General features: G+C 55.9%; 16 protein-coding genes. 12 read left to right on the plus strand and 4 right to left on the minus strand.

Annotated features, from left to right (window positions below):
• Positions 1-224: 224 nt before the first annotated feature.
• The 6 genes from M3194_RS11535 (at position 225) to M3194_RS11560 (ending at position 5,424) form a co-directional block, all read left to right on the plus strand.
• Complete coding sequence (locus tag M3194_RS11535) at positions 225-611, plus strand: Fur family transcriptional regulator (protein WP_251653643.1); 387 nt, start codon at positions 225-227, stop codon at positions 609-611.
• Positions 596-1,390: a winged helix-turn-helix domain-containing protein gene (locus M3194_RS11540; RefSeq protein ID WP_251653645.1), complete on the plus strand. Its 795-nt coding sequence runs from the start codon at positions 596-598 to the stop codon at positions 1,388-1,390. The genes M3194_RS11535 and M3194_RS11540 overlap by 16 nt, the downstream gene beginning before the upstream one ends.
• 136 nt (positions 1,391-1,526) lie before the next feature.
• The gene (locus tag M3194_RS11545; protein ID WP_251653646.1) at positions 1,527-2,981 is read left to right on the plus strand and encodes a catalase; all 1,455 of its coding nucleotides are present in this window, start codon (positions 1,527-1,529) and stop codon (positions 2,979-2,981) included.
• 171 nt (positions 2,982-3,152) lie between these two features.
• Positions 3,153-4,133 (plus strand): aldo/keto reductase, encoded by a 981-nt coding sequence (locus M3194_RS11550; protein WP_251653647.1) that lies wholly within the window; start codon positions 3,153-3,155, stop codon positions 4,131-4,133.
• Between the two features lie 87 nt (positions 4,134-4,220).
• Positions 4,221-4,706, plus strand: coding sequence for a CcdC family protein (locus M3194_RS11555; protein ID WP_251653648.1), 486 nt, complete (start codon positions 4,221-4,223; stop codon positions 4,704-4,706).
• A 172-nt stretch (positions 4,707-4,878) separates the two neighbouring features.
• Positions 4,879-5,424, plus strand: coding sequence for a glutathione peroxidase (locus M3194_RS11560; protein WP_251653649.1), 546 nt, complete (start codon positions 4,879-4,881; stop codon positions 5,422-5,424).
• 429 nt (positions 5,425-5,853) lie between these two features.
• Here the strand turns inward: M3194_RS11560 and M3194_RS11565 are convergent, their stop codons facing one another.
• Complete coding sequence (locus tag M3194_RS11565) at positions 5,854-6,027, minus strand: hypothetical protein (protein ID WP_251653650.1); 174 nt, start codon at positions 6,025-6,027, stop codon at positions 5,854-5,856.
• A gap of 307 nt (positions 6,028-6,334) precedes the next feature.
• On the opposite strand from M3194_RS11565, the gene M3194_RS11570 reads away from it, so the two are divergent.
• From M3194_RS11570 to M3194_RS11590, 5 genes are all read left to right on the plus strand, one after another.
• Positions 6,335-6,694 (plus strand): DUF6385 domain-containing protein, encoded by a 360-nt coding sequence (locus M3194_RS11570; RefSeq protein WP_251653651.1) that lies wholly within the window; start codon positions 6,335-6,337, stop codon positions 6,692-6,694.
• Positions 6,695-6,703: 9 nt separating this feature from the next.
• Entirely contained in the window at positions 6,704-8,887 is a 2,184-nt protein-coding gene (locus tag M3194_RS11575; protein ID WP_251653652.1) for a DUF6385 domain-containing protein, read from the plus strand.
• Positions 8,888-9,054: 167 nt separating this feature from the next.
• Positions 9,055-11,190 carry a glycosyltransferase gene (locus tag M3194_RS11580; RefSeq protein ID WP_251653653.1) on the plus strand — a complete coding sequence of 712 codons (2,136 nt, stop codon included), beginning with the start codon at positions 9,055-9,057 and terminating at the stop codon, positions 11,188-11,190.
• On the plus strand, positions 11,147-12,655 hold the full coding sequence (locus tag M3194_RS11585; protein ID WP_251653655.1) for a tetratricopeptide repeat-containing glycosyltransferase family 2 protein: 1,509 nt from the start codon (positions 11,147-11,149) through the stop codon (positions 12,653-12,655). The genes M3194_RS11580 and M3194_RS11585 overlap by 44 nt, the downstream gene beginning before the upstream one ends.
• A gap of 13 nt (positions 12,656-12,668) precedes the next feature.
• Positions 12,669-14,597, plus strand: coding sequence for a glycosyltransferase family 2 protein (locus M3194_RS11590; RefSeq protein WP_251653657.1), 1,929 nt, complete (start codon positions 12,669-12,671; stop codon positions 14,595-14,597).
• Between the two features lie 252 nt (positions 14,598-14,849).
• On the opposite strand, the gene M3194_RS11595 is transcribed toward M3194_RS11590, so the two are convergent.
• Genes M3194_RS11595 through M3194_RS11605 form a run of 3 tightly spaced genes read right to left on the minus strand, consistent with a single transcriptional unit; the run spans position 14,850 to position 17,969 of the window.
• Positions 14,850-16,025 carry a glycosyltransferase family 4 protein gene (locus tag M3194_RS11595; protein WP_251653659.1) on the minus strand — a complete coding sequence of 392 codons (1,176 nt, stop codon included), beginning with the start codon at positions 16,023-16,025 and terminating at the stop codon, positions 14,850-14,852.
• Positions 16,015-16,767 (minus strand): glycosyltransferase, encoded by a 753-nt coding sequence (locus tag M3194_RS11600; protein ID WP_251653660.1) that lies wholly within the window; start codon positions 16,765-16,767, stop codon positions 16,015-16,017. Before M3194_RS11600 ends, M3194_RS11595 begins: the two co-directional genes overlap by 11 nt.
• A 2-nt stretch (positions 16,768-16,769) precedes the next feature.
• Complete coding sequence (locus M3194_RS11605) at positions 16,770-17,969, minus strand: tetratricopeptide repeat protein (protein WP_251653661.1); 1,200 nt, start codon at positions 17,967-17,969, stop codon at positions 16,770-16,772.
• Between the two features lie 148 nt (positions 17,970-18,117).
• Here M3194_RS11605 and M3194_RS11610 point away from each other — a divergent pair, with 148 nt between their 5' ends.
• Entirely contained in the window at positions 18,118-19,485 is a 1,368-nt protein-coding gene (locus M3194_RS11610; RefSeq protein WP_251653662.1) for a sodium-dependent transporter, read from the plus strand.
• The last annotated feature ends 36 nt before the right edge of the window (positions 19,486-19,521 follow it).

A 19,521-nucleotide genomic window follows, 5' to 3' on the forward strand; every position in this document is an offset into this window, starting at 1 on the left:
TCGCTAACCTACTTCAATGGTCTATCCCCTCTCGTTTGGTGTAGGTCTATCATAAACTATTATTTCAATTTTGTAAATATTCTGATAATTATTTTTTGTAAAGGCTGACCACCTGGTCTAAATCATAGATTAGAGGCATACGGGAAGAGAATTCTGGGTTGATCTCGTTATTATTTAGATTTATACTTAGTCTAAATTAATTTGTTTGAAGGACTGAATATACCATGACTAAAATAAATCTAACTACACAGCGGAAAGCGATTCTCGAGGCGATCCAGGACTCCCATGATCATCCGACGGCGGCCGATGTGATTGAGCGCCTGCGCGACAAAGGCATCAGCTTTGCTTACGGAACGGTGTACAATTCCCTGCGGTATTTGACGGATGCCGGCCTTATCCGGGAGTTAAAGCTTGGAGAAGCAGTCAGCCGTTATGACGCAAGAATGGACGACCATCATCATATTATGTGCAAGAAATGCGGCCGCGTAGAGGAAGTGTTGACCGAATTGCCGGAGGAATGGCTCAGAAGGATTGCGGCGGAGACCAAATTTGCTGTTCAGGATGCACATGTTGTATTAGAGGGGGTATGCGAGTTATGCGCCAGCCAGTAGAAGATAATCGAACGGAGGGCCGGACGGAATCCGAAAGAGCCGTACAGCAGGGAAGCAGACAAGCCGGCGATTTGTTCCTGGAGGGGAAGGCATGCTCCCTGACGAAGCGGATTATGACGGTTAGTCCTTTTCCCGAACGGATGAACAGCCTGCTGCATTTGCTTACGGCCGAATGCTTCGATCTGTTCACGCTGCACGATCTGAACAAAGCGTTCGTCAGCAGTCTGCAGCCGGAGCTGATCATCTACGATGCTACGCCGCATCCGCTTATTCCCGATGCCGTTGATGCCCTTCACGCCGCGATGACGCAGACCGCCCCTATTAACGGTGCCTCCCTGTTGTTCCTGGTCCATGAGGATGCCCGGATGATGGCCGCGGCCATTCCCCCGCATGCCGAGCTGCTCGTCTGGCCGTCCAATCCGCAGGATGCGCTTACCCAGGTAACCCGGATGCTTGGGGAATGGAAGGCGCCTGATCAATCGAGCTACCGCTTCAAGGATCTGACCGTTGATCTGAAGAAAATGGCGGTGTACCGCAGCAGCGAACGGATTGAGCTGACGAAGACCGAATATGATCTTCTGCTCATGTTTCTGACCTCGGGCGGTGCGGTGCTTACCCGCGAGGCGATGTTTGACGCGGTATGGGGAAGCCAGTATTTTGGCGGGAGCAACGTCGTAGACGTGCATATCAAGACATTGCGCCGCAAGCTGAAGGACAGCGCAGTAGCGCCGCATTACATCGCAACGGTGCGCGGAGTCGGCTACCGCCTGGTGGAATAACGCCGGGGAGCTGCTTGTTCATCGGATCTTCATCAACCCTTCATCTAACGTTCATGACACGGTTGAGACATAACCTTACAATAGGATTATAAGATTTAGATCAAGTCTAAATATAAATTAATCCGGAGGTAAAGATATGATCAACCGTTTAACAACGAACCAAGGAACGCCGGTTGGCGATAATCAAAATTCAAGAACGGCAGGCGGGTGCGGCCCCGCTTTGTTGGAAGACTATCATCTAATCGAGAAAATCGCCCATTTCGACCGCGAGCGTATTCCCGAGCGCGTCGTACACGCACGCGGCGCAGGCGCGCATGGCGTATTCCGGGCTGCGGGCAGCATGAAGGAGCATACGAAGGCCGCGTTCCTCTCGGAGGCGGGGAAGGAGACGGATGTATTCGTCCGTTTCTCCACCGTTATTCATGGCACAGGCTCACCGGAGACGGCCCGGGATCCCCGGGGTTTTGCCGTCAAATTTTATACCGAGGAAGGAAACCTCGATATTGTGGGCAACCATCTGCCGGTCTTCTTCATCCGCGATGCGATTAAATTCCCCGATATGGTGCATTCCCTTAAGCCATCTCCGCGCACGAATATTCAGGAGCCTGAACGTTATTGGGATTTCATGACGCTGTCGCCGGAATCAACCCATATGCTTACCTGGCTGTTCTCCGATGACGGGACTCCTGCTTCCTACCGGGAAATGGACGGTTTTGGCGTTCATGCCTTCAAGTGGATAAGCGAGCAGGGGAAAGCGACTTATGTGAAATATCATTGGAAGTCGAAGCAAGGCGTCCGTAATTTTACGGCTGCGGGAGCTTCGGAGATGCAAGGACGGGATTTCAATCACGCGACCCGCGATTTGTACGATTCGATCGAGCACGGCCATTATCCGGAGTGGGATCTGCATGTGCAGCTGATGCCGGCCGAGCATCTTGACCGTTATGCTTTTGACCCGCTGGATCCAACCAAGATATGGCCGGAGGATATGTATCCGCTGCAGCTTGTCGGGACGATGCAGCTGAACCGCAATCCGGACAACTATTTCGCCGAGGTGGAGCAGTCTGCTTTTGCCCCAAGCGCTCTGGTGCCCGGAATAGAGCCGTCGGAGGATAAGCTTCTGCAGGGCCGCCTGTTCTCCTATCCGGACGCACAGCGCTACCGTCTTGGCGCCAACTACCTGCATATTCCGGTTAACTGTCCGTATGCGCCGGTCCGCAACCATCAGCGTGACGGAGCCATGACGATGAAGGCGGATCCCCGGGCGGTCAACTATGAGCCCAACAGCTCCTCGGACAGCCCGCAGGAAGCTCCGGAATACAAAGACAGCCATGCACCGCTTGCTGGCTCTGCCGGACGCCAGCGGATCGACAAGACGGATGATTTCACGCAGGCAGGGGAGCGCTATATGTCGCTGTCGCCGGAGCAGCGGGATAATCTGGTCAGCAATCTGGTGAGTGACCTCAAGCAGACGAATGAGACCATTCAGCTGCGCGCAGTCTGCAACTTTTTCCGCGCCAACGTGGAGTTCGGTATCCGTCTATCCAAGGGTCTGGGCGTAGATATCAGCGCGTATATGCAGCATAAGTAAAGGATTAGCCGGTACCAACGGCCGAAGCCACTCGATTAACGATTGGGCTTCGGTCGTTTTTTTGAAATTTAAGAAAGCCTAAATTTTTGTTATACTGTACCTGTATTTGCTGGCGAAACATATGCTGCTCTTCTTGAAAAAATGAATACGATTACATAACGAGGTGAGAAGATGGATTATCGCGGGTTAGGCTCTTCGGAATTGAAAGTAAGCGAGATCAGCTTTGGAACATGGGCGATTGGCGGTGCCTGGGGCAACGTGAACGATAAGGAATCGCTGCTGGCGCTTGAAGCGGCCATCGATAAAGGCGTTAATTTCTTTGATACGGCTGACGTGTACGGAGACGGCCACAGCGAGCGCCTGCTGGCGCAGGCAACCAAAGGCCGCGAGGATGAGATTTATGTTGCGACGAAGTTTTGCCGCGCGGGAGATATTCATGATCCGGCTACTTATTCGGAAGCATCCGTGCGCGCTTATTGCGAAGCAAGCCTGAAGCGCCTCGAGCGCGAGCGGATTGATCTGTACCAGATTCATTGCCCGCCGATGTCGATCCTGAAGGATGGCAGCGTATTTGGCGTGCTGGACAAGCTGCAGCAAGAGGGGAAAATCCGCCACTACGGCGTTAGCGTGGAGTCGGTGGAGGAAGGTCTCTTCTGTCTGGAGCAGCCGAATGTCCGTGCTCTGCAGGTGATCTATAATATTTTCCGCCAAAAGCCGCTTGAGCTGCTGAACGAAGCGCATCGCCGCGGCGTTGGCATTCTGGTTCGCCTGCCGCTCGCGAGCGGCCTGCTAACAGGCAAGTTCACGGCTGCTTCAACGTTCGAGGCGGATGATCACCGGCGCTTTAACGAGAACGGGGAATCGTTTAACGTAGGCGAGACGTTCGCGGGACTTGGCTTTGCCAAAGGCGTTGAGCTGGCTGACCAGCTGCGCTGGATCGCGGACGGCCGCGGCAATATGACGCGCGCTTCGCTGCGCTGGCTGCTGGATCACGAAGCGGTAACCTGCGTTATTCCGGGCTTCCGCAATGTTCGTCAGGTCGAAGACAATCTTGCGGCGCTTGACGTGCCGTCGTTCACGGAGCCCGAGCGGGAGCGTCTTGCTGCTTTCTATCAGGAGCAGGTTCATCCGTTTATCCGCGGTTCGTACTAGTTTTGCCGTTTCGGCGCGGTTTGCACTGTTTAATATTTTGCAGTACGATGGGGTAGCCAACACTAGTTGAAATGAGGATAGGTAACGATGCTATCTGCAAATACATCTCTCATCCAAATAGCGTCCATCGTTTTTTCGGTTTGTGCCGGACTGACGCTTATTGTTCTCCGCATGCGGGCAGGCAAGCAGCCGACCAATCTGCGCAAAATCATCGCGCCGCCGCTCGGCATGTCGACGGGCTTTATCATGTTTGCGTTCCCGATTACGCATATCCACTGGTTATGGGGCGTATCGGCTTTTGGGACGGGCCTGCTGATTTTCTCTTTTCCGCTTATCGTCACTACGCGCCTTGAGAGAATCGAATCGGATATATTCGTTCGCCGCTCGAAGGCGTTTATCTTCATCATGCTGACCTTGCTGGCTATCCGGCTGGCCCTGCATAGCGTGGTTGAGCAGTACATGTCCATTCCGCAGACGGGCGCATTGTTCTATCTGCTGGCCTTCGGGATGATTCTTCCATGGCGTTTTGCCATGGTTGGGGATTACATGCGCCTGCAAAAAGCTGAAATGTAGACGACAACAAGGCGTGCCGACGGCGCGCCTTGTTGTCATTTAAGGGCTGCTAGCATGGCCTGACTGGAACCCTTTTAACCAACTATGTATTTGACATAGGGCTGCTTGCTATGATATAAGTTGTATACAATTTAATTTTAATCAAATCATTCAACTTGAGGAGGATGTTATTATGACCGTCTATTCATTTGAGGCAGATACAATCAGAGGAGAGCATGTGAGCCTGGAGGATTACAAGGGTAAGGTCCTCGTCATCGTAAATACGGCAAGCAAGTGCGGGTTCACCCCGCAATACTCCGATCTGCAGAAGGTTTATGAGCAGTACAAGGAGCAAGGACTTGAGATTCTGGGCTTCCCGAGCAATCAATTTGGCGAGCAGGAGCCGGGCACGAACTCGGATGTACAGGATTTCTGCCAGATTAATTACGGCGTAACGTTCCCGCTGTTTGCGAAAACGGATGTCCGGGACGAAACAGCGCATCCATTGTTCGCTTATCTGAGCGAGACAGCGCCATTCCACGGCTTCGATACCACTGAGCCAAGCGGCAAAATGCTGCATGCTTTCCTCTCGGAGAAGCTGCCTCATTACCTGGAAGGCAACGATATTAAATGGAATTTCACGAAGTTCCTCATTGACCGCGAAGGCAATGTGGTCAAACGGTTCGAGTCGACGGACGAGCCGCTGAATATGGTAGAGGATATCGAGAAGCTGCTGTAATAACAGCCGAAAGAGAAGAGCTCATGCAAGCCTGAATAAGGCAGCATGGGCTTTTTTGCTGTTTATTTATATCTCCTACCAGAGGATCTCGAGGCCAACGCCCAACAATCCGAGCACGGTTAAGGCGCCTACTACGTTAAGCGATAAGGTCTGCCCCTGGGGGATGGCAACGCCTCCGCCAAGACTTCGAACATTCCCGCTGCCAGCAGTGAGGTATAGAACAAGGTTGGCGCGTGCCCGTCACGCTGCCGGTGGCTGTGCGCGGTAGCTACGCTGGCAGTCGCGTTGCCAAGCTGCATGTTAAATGGAGTTGGCGTGATGCCGCCGGATACGGTGCCTCCAGGTTCACCGTGGCCGCGGCACTTACTCCTCCGCTAACTTTTGAAATATATAGTGATCTTCCGCTGCCGTTCGGATTAGTGATTTGAATCAATAGTTAGAGCCCTCGCCTACGGCTGTACTAGCCGAAGTGACCATGAAGAATCGTCCGCTCGCTGCTGCGTCTTCCTCTGGAGGAGCTACGATGGCAGGACTGCTGTAGCGGTTGTTCGGCAGGTTATATAGGGGACTGTTCTCGCTGTTAAAAACGGAGTAATCCGTCAATATGTCCGCCTCTTGTCTCGAAATGCTTGCCTCATTATATGGCGGAAACGCCGAGTTCGTATGGGGATATACGAATGAGAAAGAAGTTAGGTGAAACTACCGCCGCCAATCGCCGCCGCGTACATTTTCGTTTACACATAAAGTATTGGAAGCATGGACTTTGAGGAGAAGAGGAGAAATGGGAAAAGCAGCACGATGCAAACATAGAAGACCGTGTCATTGCCGGAAAAAGCGCTTGAGGCACAAAAGACACCGCATCCCGAGAAGACGTGTTTGCTGCAGATGCAGAGACAGCGGCTCTTCTCAAGTGTTTCGCTCTATCGAATATGAAGAAGCCATTACCTCGGATGAGTTTGTCCCGATGCCAACACAGGATACGGCATCGGACCTGGTATTCTCCTATGCCGTTCTTAATCGGGGGAAAAATGCTGCCGTTGTGCGTTTGGAGGTTGGGCCTAACGGTGTCGATTTCGCTCATGACCATGAAGTGGTCATTCAGCCGGGCGGGATTGAAATCATGACTCCGTCGAGATTTATGCACTACACCAGAATCTCGGTACGCTCGCTGCAGCCGGACAGCCCCACAAGGATACAAATGTATTTCCAGGCGCAGCGCGCCCAGATGACTCCTGTTCATGAATTTCATTTTCTAAAAGAAAATAGGTGATGGGAAGGAATGCCAAACTTTTCGACTTTTAATCCGAATCCGGATAACTTACGCACTTTAATCTTTGGTAAGGACAGTACGGATACGGCAAGACCGCTTGCAACGGACTCTGCAGGCAATCTGGTTACCGTTATGCTTGACGGTACGATCAGCAGCATTTTGGGTGTTACGATTACGGCAGGTACAGTAGCCATCTCGGGCGGCACGGTAGGCGTGACCGGAACGGTGGCCGTGTCCGGCGGTACGGTGGATGCCATCCTGGCAGGCGGAACGATAAGCGCGCTGCTGGGAGCAACGATAACAGGCGGAACGATAAGCGCCGTGCTTGGTACGACGATTACAGCCGGTACGGTAGCGATATCGGAAGGAACCGTGGCGCTGTCGGGTGGAACGGTTGCGGTATCTGGGGGAACGGTTGCCGTCTCAGGCGCGACGGTTACAGGAGGTACGCTGGATGCAGTGCTTGGGGCGACGATCACGGCGGGGACATTGGATGCTGTGCTGGGAGCGACGATCACGGCGGGGACATTGGATGCGGTGCTGGGAGCAACGATCACGGGCGGAACGATTAATGCGGTACTAGGCACAACGATTACGGCAGGTACAGTAGCGATCTCGGGTGGCACGGTAGCCGTATCTGGAGGCACATTCGAAATAACCGGAGGAACCGTGGCGGTGTCCGGCGCAACGATCACGGCGGGAACGTTGGATGCAGTGCTTGGGGCGACGATCACCGCAGGAACTTTGGATGCAGTGCTTGGGGCGACGATCACGGCGGGGACATTGGATGCGGTGCTGGGAGCGACGATAACGGCGGGAACAATTACTGCGGTGCTTGGAACAACAATCACAGCCGGTACGGTAGCGATCTCGGGAGGAACCGTGGCGCTGTCGGGTGGCACAGTTGCGGTATCAGGAGCAACGATTACAGCGGGAACATTGGATGCATTGCTAGGAGCGACAATCACGGCAGGGACGCTAGATGCGGTGCTGGGAGCAACGATTACAGCGGGAACATTGGATGCATTGCTAGGAGCAACAATTACCGCAGGAACGATTACAGCTGTACTTGGCACAACAATTACAGCCGGTACGGTAGCGATCTCGGGAGGAACCGTGGCGCTGTCGGGTGGAACGGTTGCGGTATCAGGAGCAACGATTACAGCGGGAACGCTGGATGCCGTGCTAGGAGCAACGATCACCGCGGGAACATTGGATGCATTGCTGGGAGCGACAATCACAGCCGGAACAATTACAGCAGTGCTTGGAACAACAATTACAGCAGGTACGGTAGCGATTTCGGGAGGAACCGTAGCACTGTCAGGTGGCACAGTGGCAGTATCCGGCGCAACAATTACAGCCGGAACGCTGGATGCTGTGCTAGGAGCAACGATCACAGCCGGAACGTTGGATGCGTTGCTGGGAGCAACAATCACAGCCGGAACGTTGGATGCTTTACTGGGAGCAACAATTACAGCGGGAACGATTACTGCCGTGCTTGGAACGACCATTACAGCCGGTACAGTAGCGATTTCGGGAGGAACCGTAGCACTGTCTGGCGGTACAGTTGCGGTAGCAGGAGCAACGATTACAGCAGGAACATTGGATGCGTTGTTAGGAGCAACAATCACAGCCGGAACCATTACAGCCGTGCTTGGAACGACCATTACAGCCGGTACAGTGGCGATTTCGGGAGGGACCATAGCGCTGTCTGGTGGTACAGTTGCGGTGTCCGGGGCAACGATTACAGCTGGTACGCTGGATGCCGTGCTTGGAGCAACAATTACAGCCGGAACCATCACGTCCGTTCTTGGCGCAACAATTACGGCAGGTACTTTAAGCAGCGTTACCTCGATTTCGCAAAAGAGCTTCCAAGAAGTGGCTAACCTGAATAACCTAACAGCAGATGCGTATACGGCAGTGCCGACGATTACAACCAGCGTATTTGGCACTTATTCTTACTTCGTCTACAACAAGGGTCCGGGAACGAATGCAGCGACTGCACGTGTTGAGATCAGCGCCAACGGAACGAACTGGTATACCGACGTGGAGAGCGTTACGGGAATCGCGGTAGGTTCGGTTGATGTACTAGTGCCTCAGCGTTTCCTGAAATATACGAGACTGGCTTACCGTTCTACGACGACAGGCAGCCCGACCACCGTTGACGTATACTTCAATGGCCAAGGCACGTAAGCGGCATGTTTACGAAGTAAAGAATTATCGCAAAGAACGCGCTAATTCTAAGCGGATGCTTACGAAGTAAAGAATTATCGCAAAGAACGCGCTAATTCTAAGCGGATGCTTACGAAGTAAAGAATTATCGCAAAGAACGCGCTAATTCTTTTTAGGAGGGTTATAAAATGCTGCTCGGTGTTCACATTATCGTACGCAATGAAGAGGATATGCTCGCGGAATGCCTGGACAGCATCCGCGGCATAGCCGATGAGCTCATCGTCGTCGACACGGGTTCGACCGACGAAACGGAAGACATTGCCCTGCGGTATGGAGCAAGAGTGATTAAGGCGGAGTGGAAGGATGACTTCTCCTCCGCCCGCAATCTGGCATTAGAGCATGCGCGCACAATCTGGGTTCTGGTTCTGGATGCCGATGAACGCCTGAAGGGTGATGCGCAGTCGCTGAGACGCGAGCTGCGCAAAGCCGCTTCTTCCGCTTACCGGCTGCGAATGGAGCATCTGCTGGATGCCTCTGATGCGAGCTCCAGCACGAGCAGTGAAGCCGTGCGTCTGTTCCGGGCGGACCGCGGCTACTGTTATTATGGAGAAATTCATGAGCAGCTCGTCCGCATCCGGGAAACGGAGAACGGAACCATAATGAAGGATATCGACGGACCGCTGAGTGCAGGAGACCAGCATATTGTTCATGTCGGCTATATGCCGGATGTGCTTCAGCGCAAATCCAAGGCGGAACGGAATTTAAGGGTCATTTCTAGGCAGCTGACCAGGCGGCCGAATGACCCTTTTTGTCTTTACAATTATGGCGTGACGTTATGCCAGCTTGGAAAAGCCGAAGAAGCCGCGGAAGCTTTCGACAAAGCGCTCGGTTATACGCCGTTAACCGCTCCGTACCGGCCAACGCTGGTCAGAGACCATGCCACAGCCCTGCTTGCGCTGTCCCGGCATGCGGAAGCTGCAGAGCTGCTTCGGGGAGAGACGCTCCGCTATCCGGATTATCCGGATCTGTTTATGCTGCATGGCAACAGCCTGACCTCCATCGGCTTGCTGATAGAGGCCAAAGCCGCTTATGAGGCAGCTATAGAAGCGGGTGCAAGACCCCATTCCTATATATCTGAAAATGGCGCGGGCAGCTTTCTGGCAGAGCTTCGTCTGGCAGCCGTCCTGCAGAGAACGGGAGAAGACGAAGCGGTTCAGACCAAGTATGAGGCTCTTCTTCGTGCCAAGCCGCGCTGGGAGGAGGCAATGTTTGCCTGGGCGGACTATCTTCAACAGCAAGGGACGCCTGATACGGATATCCGCCAGAAGCTAAGCGCTTTTGCGGAGGGAGAGGAAGCAGAGCAGAGCAAGCGGATAGCCCGCGTACTAAGCAAAATAGGGGCATACAGCACGGCTTTGCCGCTGTGGAGGGAGGCGCTCCAGTCCGCTGTTCATGAAGCTGGCGCCATACAGCTCTCTTTTTCCGATATGCGAGGGTTCGCGGATTGCTTGATAGGTACCGGTCAATATGCGGAGGCTGCTTCTCACATCCGGAACTGGCTGCAGGGGGCAGTCCCGTATGCAGACGCCGAACCGTCACAAGAGATGATTAAGCTAGGGATGGACTGGGCATTATGCCGCTGGAATGAAGGACAGCGAATAAGCCCGGAGGAGCTGGCTGATGTCCTTGGCGGTTGCAGCCAACTGGCTGAAGAAACGGAGCAATTGAATGTCTGGCTGCCGATGACGCAAGAAGCCAGGAACAAACTCGCAAGAGAGCAGGAGCTTGCTTCCGCTGTCCGCTGGCTGGATGCCGCCGTCGGCCATGGGATGCTGCGTCTCGCTTTTAAGCTGGCAGGCGGGTTGTACGGATTGAAGCCGCATTTTGAAACCCTCCTCTATGATCACGGGTATGTGGATGCAGCGGCAGAGCAGATGCTGGACCGTTTCGAGAAGGAAGGCGCTCTGACGGGGGAGCAATCGTTCCGGTTGGGCGAGCTGCTGTATTTGAAAGAGCTGCGCAGCGAGGCACTGTCGCTATTCGAGAGTGCGGCAGACGAGGATAAAAGCGGCGTTTATGCGGAGAAAGCAAGGCTTGGCGCTTCCGCGGCCTGTCTGCAGCTGGCAATTGATGCCCTGCAGCCGGATGAATACAGCGGAACACGCAATTGGGACGGGAGCTGGTCAGAGCCCGACCGGATGAAGCTGCAGGAAGCGCTGCAACGGGTGGAATGGATGGATTGGCAGACCAACTGGAACGGACGGCAAAGGAGGCGCGTCAATGGCGGATCAGCGGAAGCGGATTTCCTTATGCATGATCGTTAAGAACGAGGAGAAGCATTTGCCCGGCTGTCTGGACAGCGTGCAGGGGATTGCCGACGAAATCATTATCGTGGATACCGGCTCGACGGATGAGACCGTTGCCATTGCCGAGCGATACGGGGCAGTTGTGATCCGGAGCGGGTGGGAGCATGATTTTGCCAAAGCCCGTAACAAGGGGGTGGAGCGGGCTTCGGGCGAGTGGATTCTGTTCCTTGATGCCGATGAGCAGCTGGATGAGACAACTAAGCCGCAGCTGCTTGCCTTTGCCGGCCATGCCGAGCTGTCCGCCCTGCTTCTTCAAATCCGAAATCAGATCGGACCTGATCATGATCAGGGCTCGACGATTCATCCGGTGCTGCGGATGTTCAGGAATGACCCCGCCCACCGGTTCGAGGGACGTATTCATGAGCAGATTTCGTTCTCGATTTTGCGGAAAAACCCCTCGGCCCGTTTCCATCTGACGGATGTCGTCATTCATCATTATGGCTACCGGACTCAGGTGGTGGCGGAGAAAAACAAGCTGAAGCGCAATATGGAGCTGCTTGAGCTGGCGCTTGCCGAAGAGCCGGGCAATACGTTCCACCGCTATAATATCGGGGTTGAATACTTGAGGAATAACCGGGCGGCGGATGCGCTCGAAGCGTTCCGGACCGCACGGAGGTCAGACGGGTTCGAACAGCTGTCCTATGCCCATCTGGTGCTCAAATACGAATCGCTCAGCCTTCAACTGCTTGGCCGATGGGAGGAAGCGGCGGCCGTGGCAAGGGAAGGGACGGCAATGTTTCCCGACTACACGGATTTGTGGCATTATATCGCGTTGTGCGGAGCGAGTACCGGACGCTACAAGGCGGCTATGGAAGCCGCCGAGAAGGCCCTGGAGATGGGAGCCGCGCCTGCCCGGTACCATACGGAGGACGGAATGGGAACCTTCCGGACCGCTTATTTGCAGGGGCGTATATATGAAGCGCTGCTTGACGAGCAAGGCGTCGTTCAGGCGTACATTACGGCATTGCGGTTTAAGCCCAGTCTTCTCCCGCCGTTGTTCCGTCTTTGCAAATTTATGCGCACCGCCGGGCGGGAAGGTCAGCTTGCCGCATTGATGGCAAGACGGATTGCTTGTCCGGACGAAGCGGCAATGCTCAAGCTGGCTGGCGTGATGGTTGCGAGCGGCTGCCCGGACAGCGCCGTCTCCTATTTGGAATGGCAGGCTGAATTGTACAAAGAACCGGCATTGAGGAGTTCTCTTTCTTCGCATGCCGTTGCTTTGAGCGAAGGGGATTTCAGCAGGCTGCCGTTTTCGGGCTACCGCGGCAAGGAGGAAGTGGAGGAGCTGCTGTCTCCGGCGGCGCATTGGCGGGAGCGCGCGGAGTATTATTTGGAGCGGGTCCAGCAGCAGAGAAAACAGACTGCGGAAAAACAAGCTATTCAAAGCATCCGCTTGTTAATGCCCGGTTTTGAAGGCTGGTAAGGAGGCGTGCCGGATGGAGGAAGAAGGTTCAGGCCGGATGGATGACACGGCAGACGGGCAGCGGGAAGCCCTGTCTGAGGAAAAGCTCCCCTTGTCGCTGTGCATGATTGTCCGCGACGAGGAGCTGTTCCTGCCCTCTTGTCTGGCATCCGCGGCTCCTTATTGCTCCGAAATCATAGTGGCAGACACCGGTTCGACAGACCGGACGACCGCTATTGCCGAAGCCTACGGAGCCAAGGTGCTGCGGATCGGCTGGCGGGATGATTTTGCGGAGGCGCGCAATGCATCGATTGAACGAGCCTCCCAGCCCTGGATTCTGGTGCTTGATGCGGATGAAAGGCTTCTCCCGCTTCCTATGGAGGAGTGGAGGCGGCTGCTCGCGGCAAAGGACTGCCATGGTTATTTGATTACGGTCAGAAGCCGGTTAGACGGACGCAATGGGGACGAAGAAATTACGGATGCGGTCTGCCGGTTATTCAGGAGCGATCCTCGTATCCGATTCGCCGGAGCTATTCATGAGGAAACGGCGGCGGCTGTTGCGGCCTGCGGAGCGGGAGCGCTGCGTGAAGCTCCAGTTGAGGTGCTTCATGAGGGCTACCGGAATGCGGTGATGCTGAAGCGCAGAAAAAACGAGCGGAATGAGCGGATTCTGCTCGCCGCCTTGCGCCGCGATCCGGATAATCCGATGCTGCAGTATGCAATGGGAACGGAATATTTTACTTATGGCAGCTGGGAGCAGGCAGTCCGTTGGCTGGAACCGGTCCTCCGCGGTCAGCTCGAAGTCGCAGGCGGAGGCGAAGAAGCCGGGTATTTATCCGATGTATGGCTGAAGCTGGTTCATGCGCTGCGGGCACTAGGCAGACTGGAGGAAGCGGAGCATTATGCCAGAAGCGGTCTAATGCGGTACGGGGATTTTCCCGATCTGCATGAAGCTTGCGCGGTTGTGCAGCTGGAGATGGACCGGCCTGTTGATGCGGCACAGTCGCTCAAGACGGCTCTCCTTGCGGGACCTGCACCTGTACATTATTCGTCAGCCTCCGGCTCGGGAGGCTTCCGGACGTTATATGCCGCGGGATATGCGGCGGAACGCAGCTATGATTGGGCGTATGCAGCGGAGGCTTATGCGGCGGCGCTTGCTCTGAATCCGGCTTATCGGCCTGCGTGGGAAAGGCTGCTGATGCTGGGCGCGCTTGATGCCAGCCTCAGGGGATTCTGGGCGGCTGCCGCCGACCATGCGGCCTCTGGCGGCAATCATAGGCTTTGCCGCTCCATGCTGGAGCTGCTGGCAGACGCCGGCCTGCAGCTTGAGCCGGCTGTAAGCAGCAGGCTTATCGCGGGTCTGTCGGTCGGCGGGGAATTGTGGAGCGGCCTGCTCGCCGTGCAGCAGGGCGACCCGGCAGCTGCCCGGCAGCGCTGGGCGCGGCTGCCGGAGGAGTACCCGGGCAAGGGCGAGTATCTCGCCGCCCTTGCCCGGGTGGAGGGCGGGCGAGCTGAGCCGCCGCCCGCCGGGCTTGCGCACGCGCTCATCCGCGTGCGGGCTTGGCCCGCGTGGCTGGGGCTTCGCCCAGCCGCGGCAGCGTCTATGGCGGCGCCGGTACCCGCGCCGCTGCAGTGGTGCGCGCTGCTAGGCGCAGCGCCGCCTGTGCCCGCGCTGGCCGCGGCACAGTGGCTGTGCGCGGCAGCGCAGCCGGGTACGCCCGCGCGGCTCGCCGCGGGCGCTTTGCTGGGCGCCGCGGGCGATTGGCCCGCCGCGGCGGTGCAGTTTGCGGCTGCGCGCGAAGCGGCGGCGCAGCCATGGGTCGCGCGAGCCGCTGCTTCGGGGCTCGCGGCAGCGCTTGCGGCGCGAGCCCGCCGCGCCGCGCCGGAGGCAGCGCTCGCAGCGCCGCTGCTCTGCGAGCGGGAGCTGATGCTGCGCGTCACCTCCGCGCTGTACGGCATGTAAGCCTGGAATTCTGCACGTTCAAGGATCTATTACTGCTGTACGTGCCTTCTATCCTGCACGAAATACAGCATTATGCGGTCTCTCCGCTCTTTTTCCCGATATATCCTGCACGTTGTACAGGATATTATCGTCGAACCTCCCCGATAATCCAGAATTTGGAGAATATCCTGTATAACGTGCAATGGTTTTCCTGAAATCGGCCTATGCAGCCGAATATCCAGCACAACCTGCAATGGGGTGCAGGGGGAGACATCATCTCCTGCACCCATCCCGCTTCTCCAATTGCGCGGCAATAATCGCCTTCCACTCGGCGAGCCAGCGCGCCTGATCGAATGTGAGCGCCGCCCGCCGTGCGGCTGCGCCCAGCCTGCGCCGCAGCCGGGGCTGCTCGATCAGCTCGCTGATGGCAGGAGTGATCGCCTCTGCCGAAGGCGGGGTCAAGCGGCCGGTCATACCGTTGACGACGAGGTCATTCAAGCCTCCAACATTGGTCGCGACGACAGGAAGGCCGCAGCTCATCGCCTCCAGGCAAGAGAGCGAGGTTCCTTCCGAGAACAAGGTTGGAATAACCGCAATATCGGCCTGATGATAGGCTTCACGGATCGTCTCGAATGTGTAGGTCCGGTGAATGATGCGGTCCCGGTGGGGATGCGCCTCATGCCATAAGCCGAACACGGCCGCCATCATCGACCCGTCGATCAGCTCCCCGGCGAACTCGACGGTCACAGACGGATAACGGCTGAGCAGCTCGTCGGCTGACAGCATCATCGTTACGAGGCCGCGTTCATAGCTCAGCCGTCTTGGATAGAGCACCCGTATTTCGCCGTCAGGCGAAGGACGATCCTTTCGCGGAACAAACCATGATGTATCTACCGGATTAGGAAGCAGGGTAATAGAAGCGGGATCTTCAAACTCGCCTACGGCCCGGCAATAGGTTTGAAAATGCGAGTCTACCGAAACGAGTCGGTCCAGCTGCCGCAGCGCCTGATGTATATGCTGGCCGATCGCCGCCTTTGTCTCCGCCGCAAGGGAGGGAGTGTCCCAATTAATGCCGTGGCAGATTCCGATGCTTCCCGGACGGTAACGAATCGGATGCCAGATACAGCTGGCATAGATAAGAAGGCCTTCCGCCGACTCGGCCATGAGCTCGAATGCCTCCGTAATCCGGTGTGCATCAAACGGCCAGCCCCGAACCCGGACACCTTCGTAAACGGTATCAAAAGGCTCGTAATAAGTAAGCTGATAGACAACCGGAGTCAGCCCAAGCTCCTTTACCGCTCGGCATAACAAATCGACGTAGCGCTCCAGCCCTCCTCCGAACAGCCGGGAGTAATCCCGGCCGTAACCGTTCAAATAACTATGGGTTAATAGGGTCACCGTTCCGGCGCTTTTTGCCTCTGCCTTCCGCATCGTCCCGTTATTCATCATTCCGATCCCTCTCCTGCCAGCGGATCAGCCTGGGATTTGGCTCCAGGATGGACGCATAATGGCCGAGATTTCCCCATTGTCCCTGAGGATCAAGCTTCATATAACGGTCGTATTTGGCCTGTCGCTCCTCGGCGCTTCCCGCCCAGCCGAAGTGCTTGATCCGAAGCTCGGTATCCAGACCCGGCAATGCGTTATAAGTGAAGGGAAGACGGGGAGCATGATGCGCCCGCTTCGGATAAGCATAATGATAACCGGGCAAATACCGGACAAGCGTCATCATTGGCCGCTGATGAAGATTCCACCACTCATCCTCGCGGTAATGGGTGACGGAGTCCCAGAAATCATACATGCGGAAAGAGACCGTATCGTACTCATCCTGATTGATGAGCTCACGCAGGGCCCCCTTGGCATAATCCTCGTAAAATTCGTCCGCATCAACCGCCAGTATCCAATCCGGCGAGGTTTCTTCGGCCGCCCGCCACAGGAGCTCGCGCAGCAGCCACTCCTTATGGAACAGCGATTCCTTATTCCGTACAAGCTTCACGACCTTTTCGAAGGACCCGGCAAGCTCCGGCGTATCGTCGGTGCTTGCGTCATCCACGATTACAATCTCGTCCACGAACCCGGACAAATCCGCAAGCGCTGCTTCCAGATAACGTCCGGCTTCATTCCGAACCTGCATGATGGCGGTCAGCTTGTTGGCTGTCTTTTTCCTGCCGCCCTTCCCGAGACCGTTAGCCATCCTCAGTTGGCCTCCTTATTTCCCTGAGTGAGTTCCCGCGCAACGCCATCCATAACCGCGAGCTCGATCATTCCGTGTAATTCCTCCTGCCTGTTCTCTCCGGCCGACAGGAAGCAGTGGATTGCTTCATGCCGCTTGCCTTCCAGCAATAGCGCCGTTCCTTGCAGATGCTGCCATTGCCGGCGGTCGCCCGCCGTCTTCAGATGCCCGGCCTCCCCAAGAGAGAACGCGCTTCCCAACCTGCCCATTTGGATATAGGTAGAGATGAGCAGCGACCTGGCTTCGGGTTCATCCGCAAGGGGCTCCAGAAGAGCTGCCGCTTTGCGGTAATCGTCATTTAGGGCATACAGCTGAGCTTTGACAAGCTCCCGCTTCCCGCAGGCAAGCCATTCCGTTAATTGCTCGGCGTAACCCCATTCCATCTGTCCCTGGGCGGTATACCCGTAGGTCCTTACAGCCTCCTGAAGGCGTCCCTGCTCCAGCTCGACAGCCGACAAGAAGCGGTAAACGTTCTGAAGCGTATTCTCGCGGCCCTCCAGCAGCATCTGCTCGAAGGAAGCCAGCAGCAGCTTGCGCGCAAGCTCGGCTTCACCGGTCAAATACCGATAGACCGAATGGTAGAAGAGACCGTCGGCATACCCGCTTGAGGAAGAATCGGCTGCTTGTTCCTGCTTCTGCAGCAGCTCCTGCCGCCAGTTCGCCCGGTGCCGCTGCTGCAGCCGGATAAGCGTATCCGATTCGAAGCCGTCGATATGCCACTCCACCGCCTGTCTTGCGAACAGATCGGAGGTCTCGTCTAATCCGTCCATCAGAAAAACGCTGCCGCGGCGGAAGGACTGCTCCAGATAAAAGGCCTCCGAGCCGGCGACGACCAGCGTGGCATAAGCGCATAGCCACGATCGGCATTTGGCCCACAGCTCTTCTTCGGCCTGCTCCGGCCCCGGCAGCATGACGATAAGGCAGCGAGGCTTCAGCGGTACCGCAATATGCACCCACGCGGGATGCATGACGATAACGGAGGCGCTGCTCCATTCCACGTTGCCGAGCTGCTCCAAGGAGATCTGCTCAACGGAGCTTGGGGCGTCATCGGCCAGCGCCAGAAGCTTTCTTTTCCGTGCGAACTCCTCCAGCCAGCTCCGCTGACCGGGCGGAATACCGCGCCAGCCGCCGCAGGGGAAGAGGACAATCGGTTGTGCTGCCATGGCGCGCTCACCTTCCGTTTCATCTTTTTTGTTATTGTATGAACGTATGAAAAATAGTACGATAACGATTCCGGTTTTTTCTCGAGCTGGAAGTAAATAATAGGCTCAACAACATCAGGCGAAGACACAAAGAAAGAGGTAGGTTTAGATGGTTGATCACAACAAGAGCACGTCAGCTCCAGCTCCGGCCGATAGCGGGGAGCGGTTCTCGAAATCCGGCTTTATTTTCGCTGCGATCGGCAGCGCGGTGGGGCTGGGGAATATGTGGAAATTCCCTTATATCACGGGCAAATACGGCGGAGCGGCTTTCTTCCTTATGTTTACCGTTTGTTTGCTGGCAGTAGGTTTGCCCGTCCTAATGGCGGAGCTCACGCTCGGCCGGGCTGGCCGGGGCAGCGTGTCCACGTCGTTCAATCGGCTGACCAAGCGGAAAGGCTGGGGAGCGCTTGGGTTCCTCATGATTCTGGCGCCGTTTCTCATCCTGTCGTTCTATTCGGTGGTCGCAGGCTGGACGATGTATTATGCGGCACGGTCATTTTCCGGTCAGCTGTTTTCGAATTCGGATTATTCCGGACAGTTCAGCTCCTTTATCGGAAGCTGGCAGCCGGTATGGTGGATGCTGCTTGCGCTGGTTTTAACGGCAGCCGTTATTATTAAAGGCGTATCGGCGGGAATCGAGAAATTCAATAAAATTCTGATTCCGGGCCTTGTTATATTGCTTCTGGTTCTGGTTGTGCGTTCGTTAACTCTCGATGGGGCGGCGGAAGGCGTATCCTTCTTCCTTAGTCCCGATTTCGGCAAGCTGTCTGCAGAGTCGGCGCTTGTTGCGCTTGGACATGCTTTCTTCTCCTTGTCGCTTGGGATGGGGACCATGATTACGTACGGCGCTTATGTGGACAAGAGACAGTCGCTCGGCGCCGGAACGATGGCAATTGGTCTTGGCGACCTGCTGTATGCCTTCCTCGCGGGGCTCATTATATTCCCGACATCCTTTGCTTTTGGCATTGAGCCGGGTGAAGGACCGGGCCTTGTATTTGTCGCTTTGCCGGCTGCATTTGCGGCGATGCCGCTCGGCAGTCTGTTCGGCGGGTTATTCTTTATTCTTCTGGCGTTTGCCGCATTAACTTCGACCGTTGGCCTGCTCGAGGTGCCGGTTGCCTTCGCCTGCGAGCGCTTTGGCTGGAGCCGAGGTCTCTCGGTTACCGCAATCACGGTGCTTCTCTTTATACTTGGTATACCTTCTGCGATATCGGTAGGAGGTGCGGTTGATGGATGGCAGTTCGGGGAGAAAACCTTCTTCGACTGGATGGATTTCATCTGCTCCAACATTTTGCTGCCGCTTGGCGGCCTGATCGTAACGGTCTTCGTCGGCTGGGTATGGAAGCATGCGGCGGACGAAGCGGGCCTTACCTCGGGGTGGTTCCGGATTTGGATCTTTATGGTCCGTTATATTGCGCCAATCCTTGTCGTATTGGTACTGCTCTACTCGGCCGGCGCATTGGACTTTTTATTCTAGAGGGCAGCCCGGCACGGCAGTTGACAGTGTATTTTC

This window comes from Paenibacillus glycanilyticus, assembly GCF_023715145.1.
Lineage (GTDB): Bacteria > Bacillota > Bacilli > Paenibacillales > Paenibacillaceae > Pristimantibacillus > Pristimantibacillus glycanilyticus_A.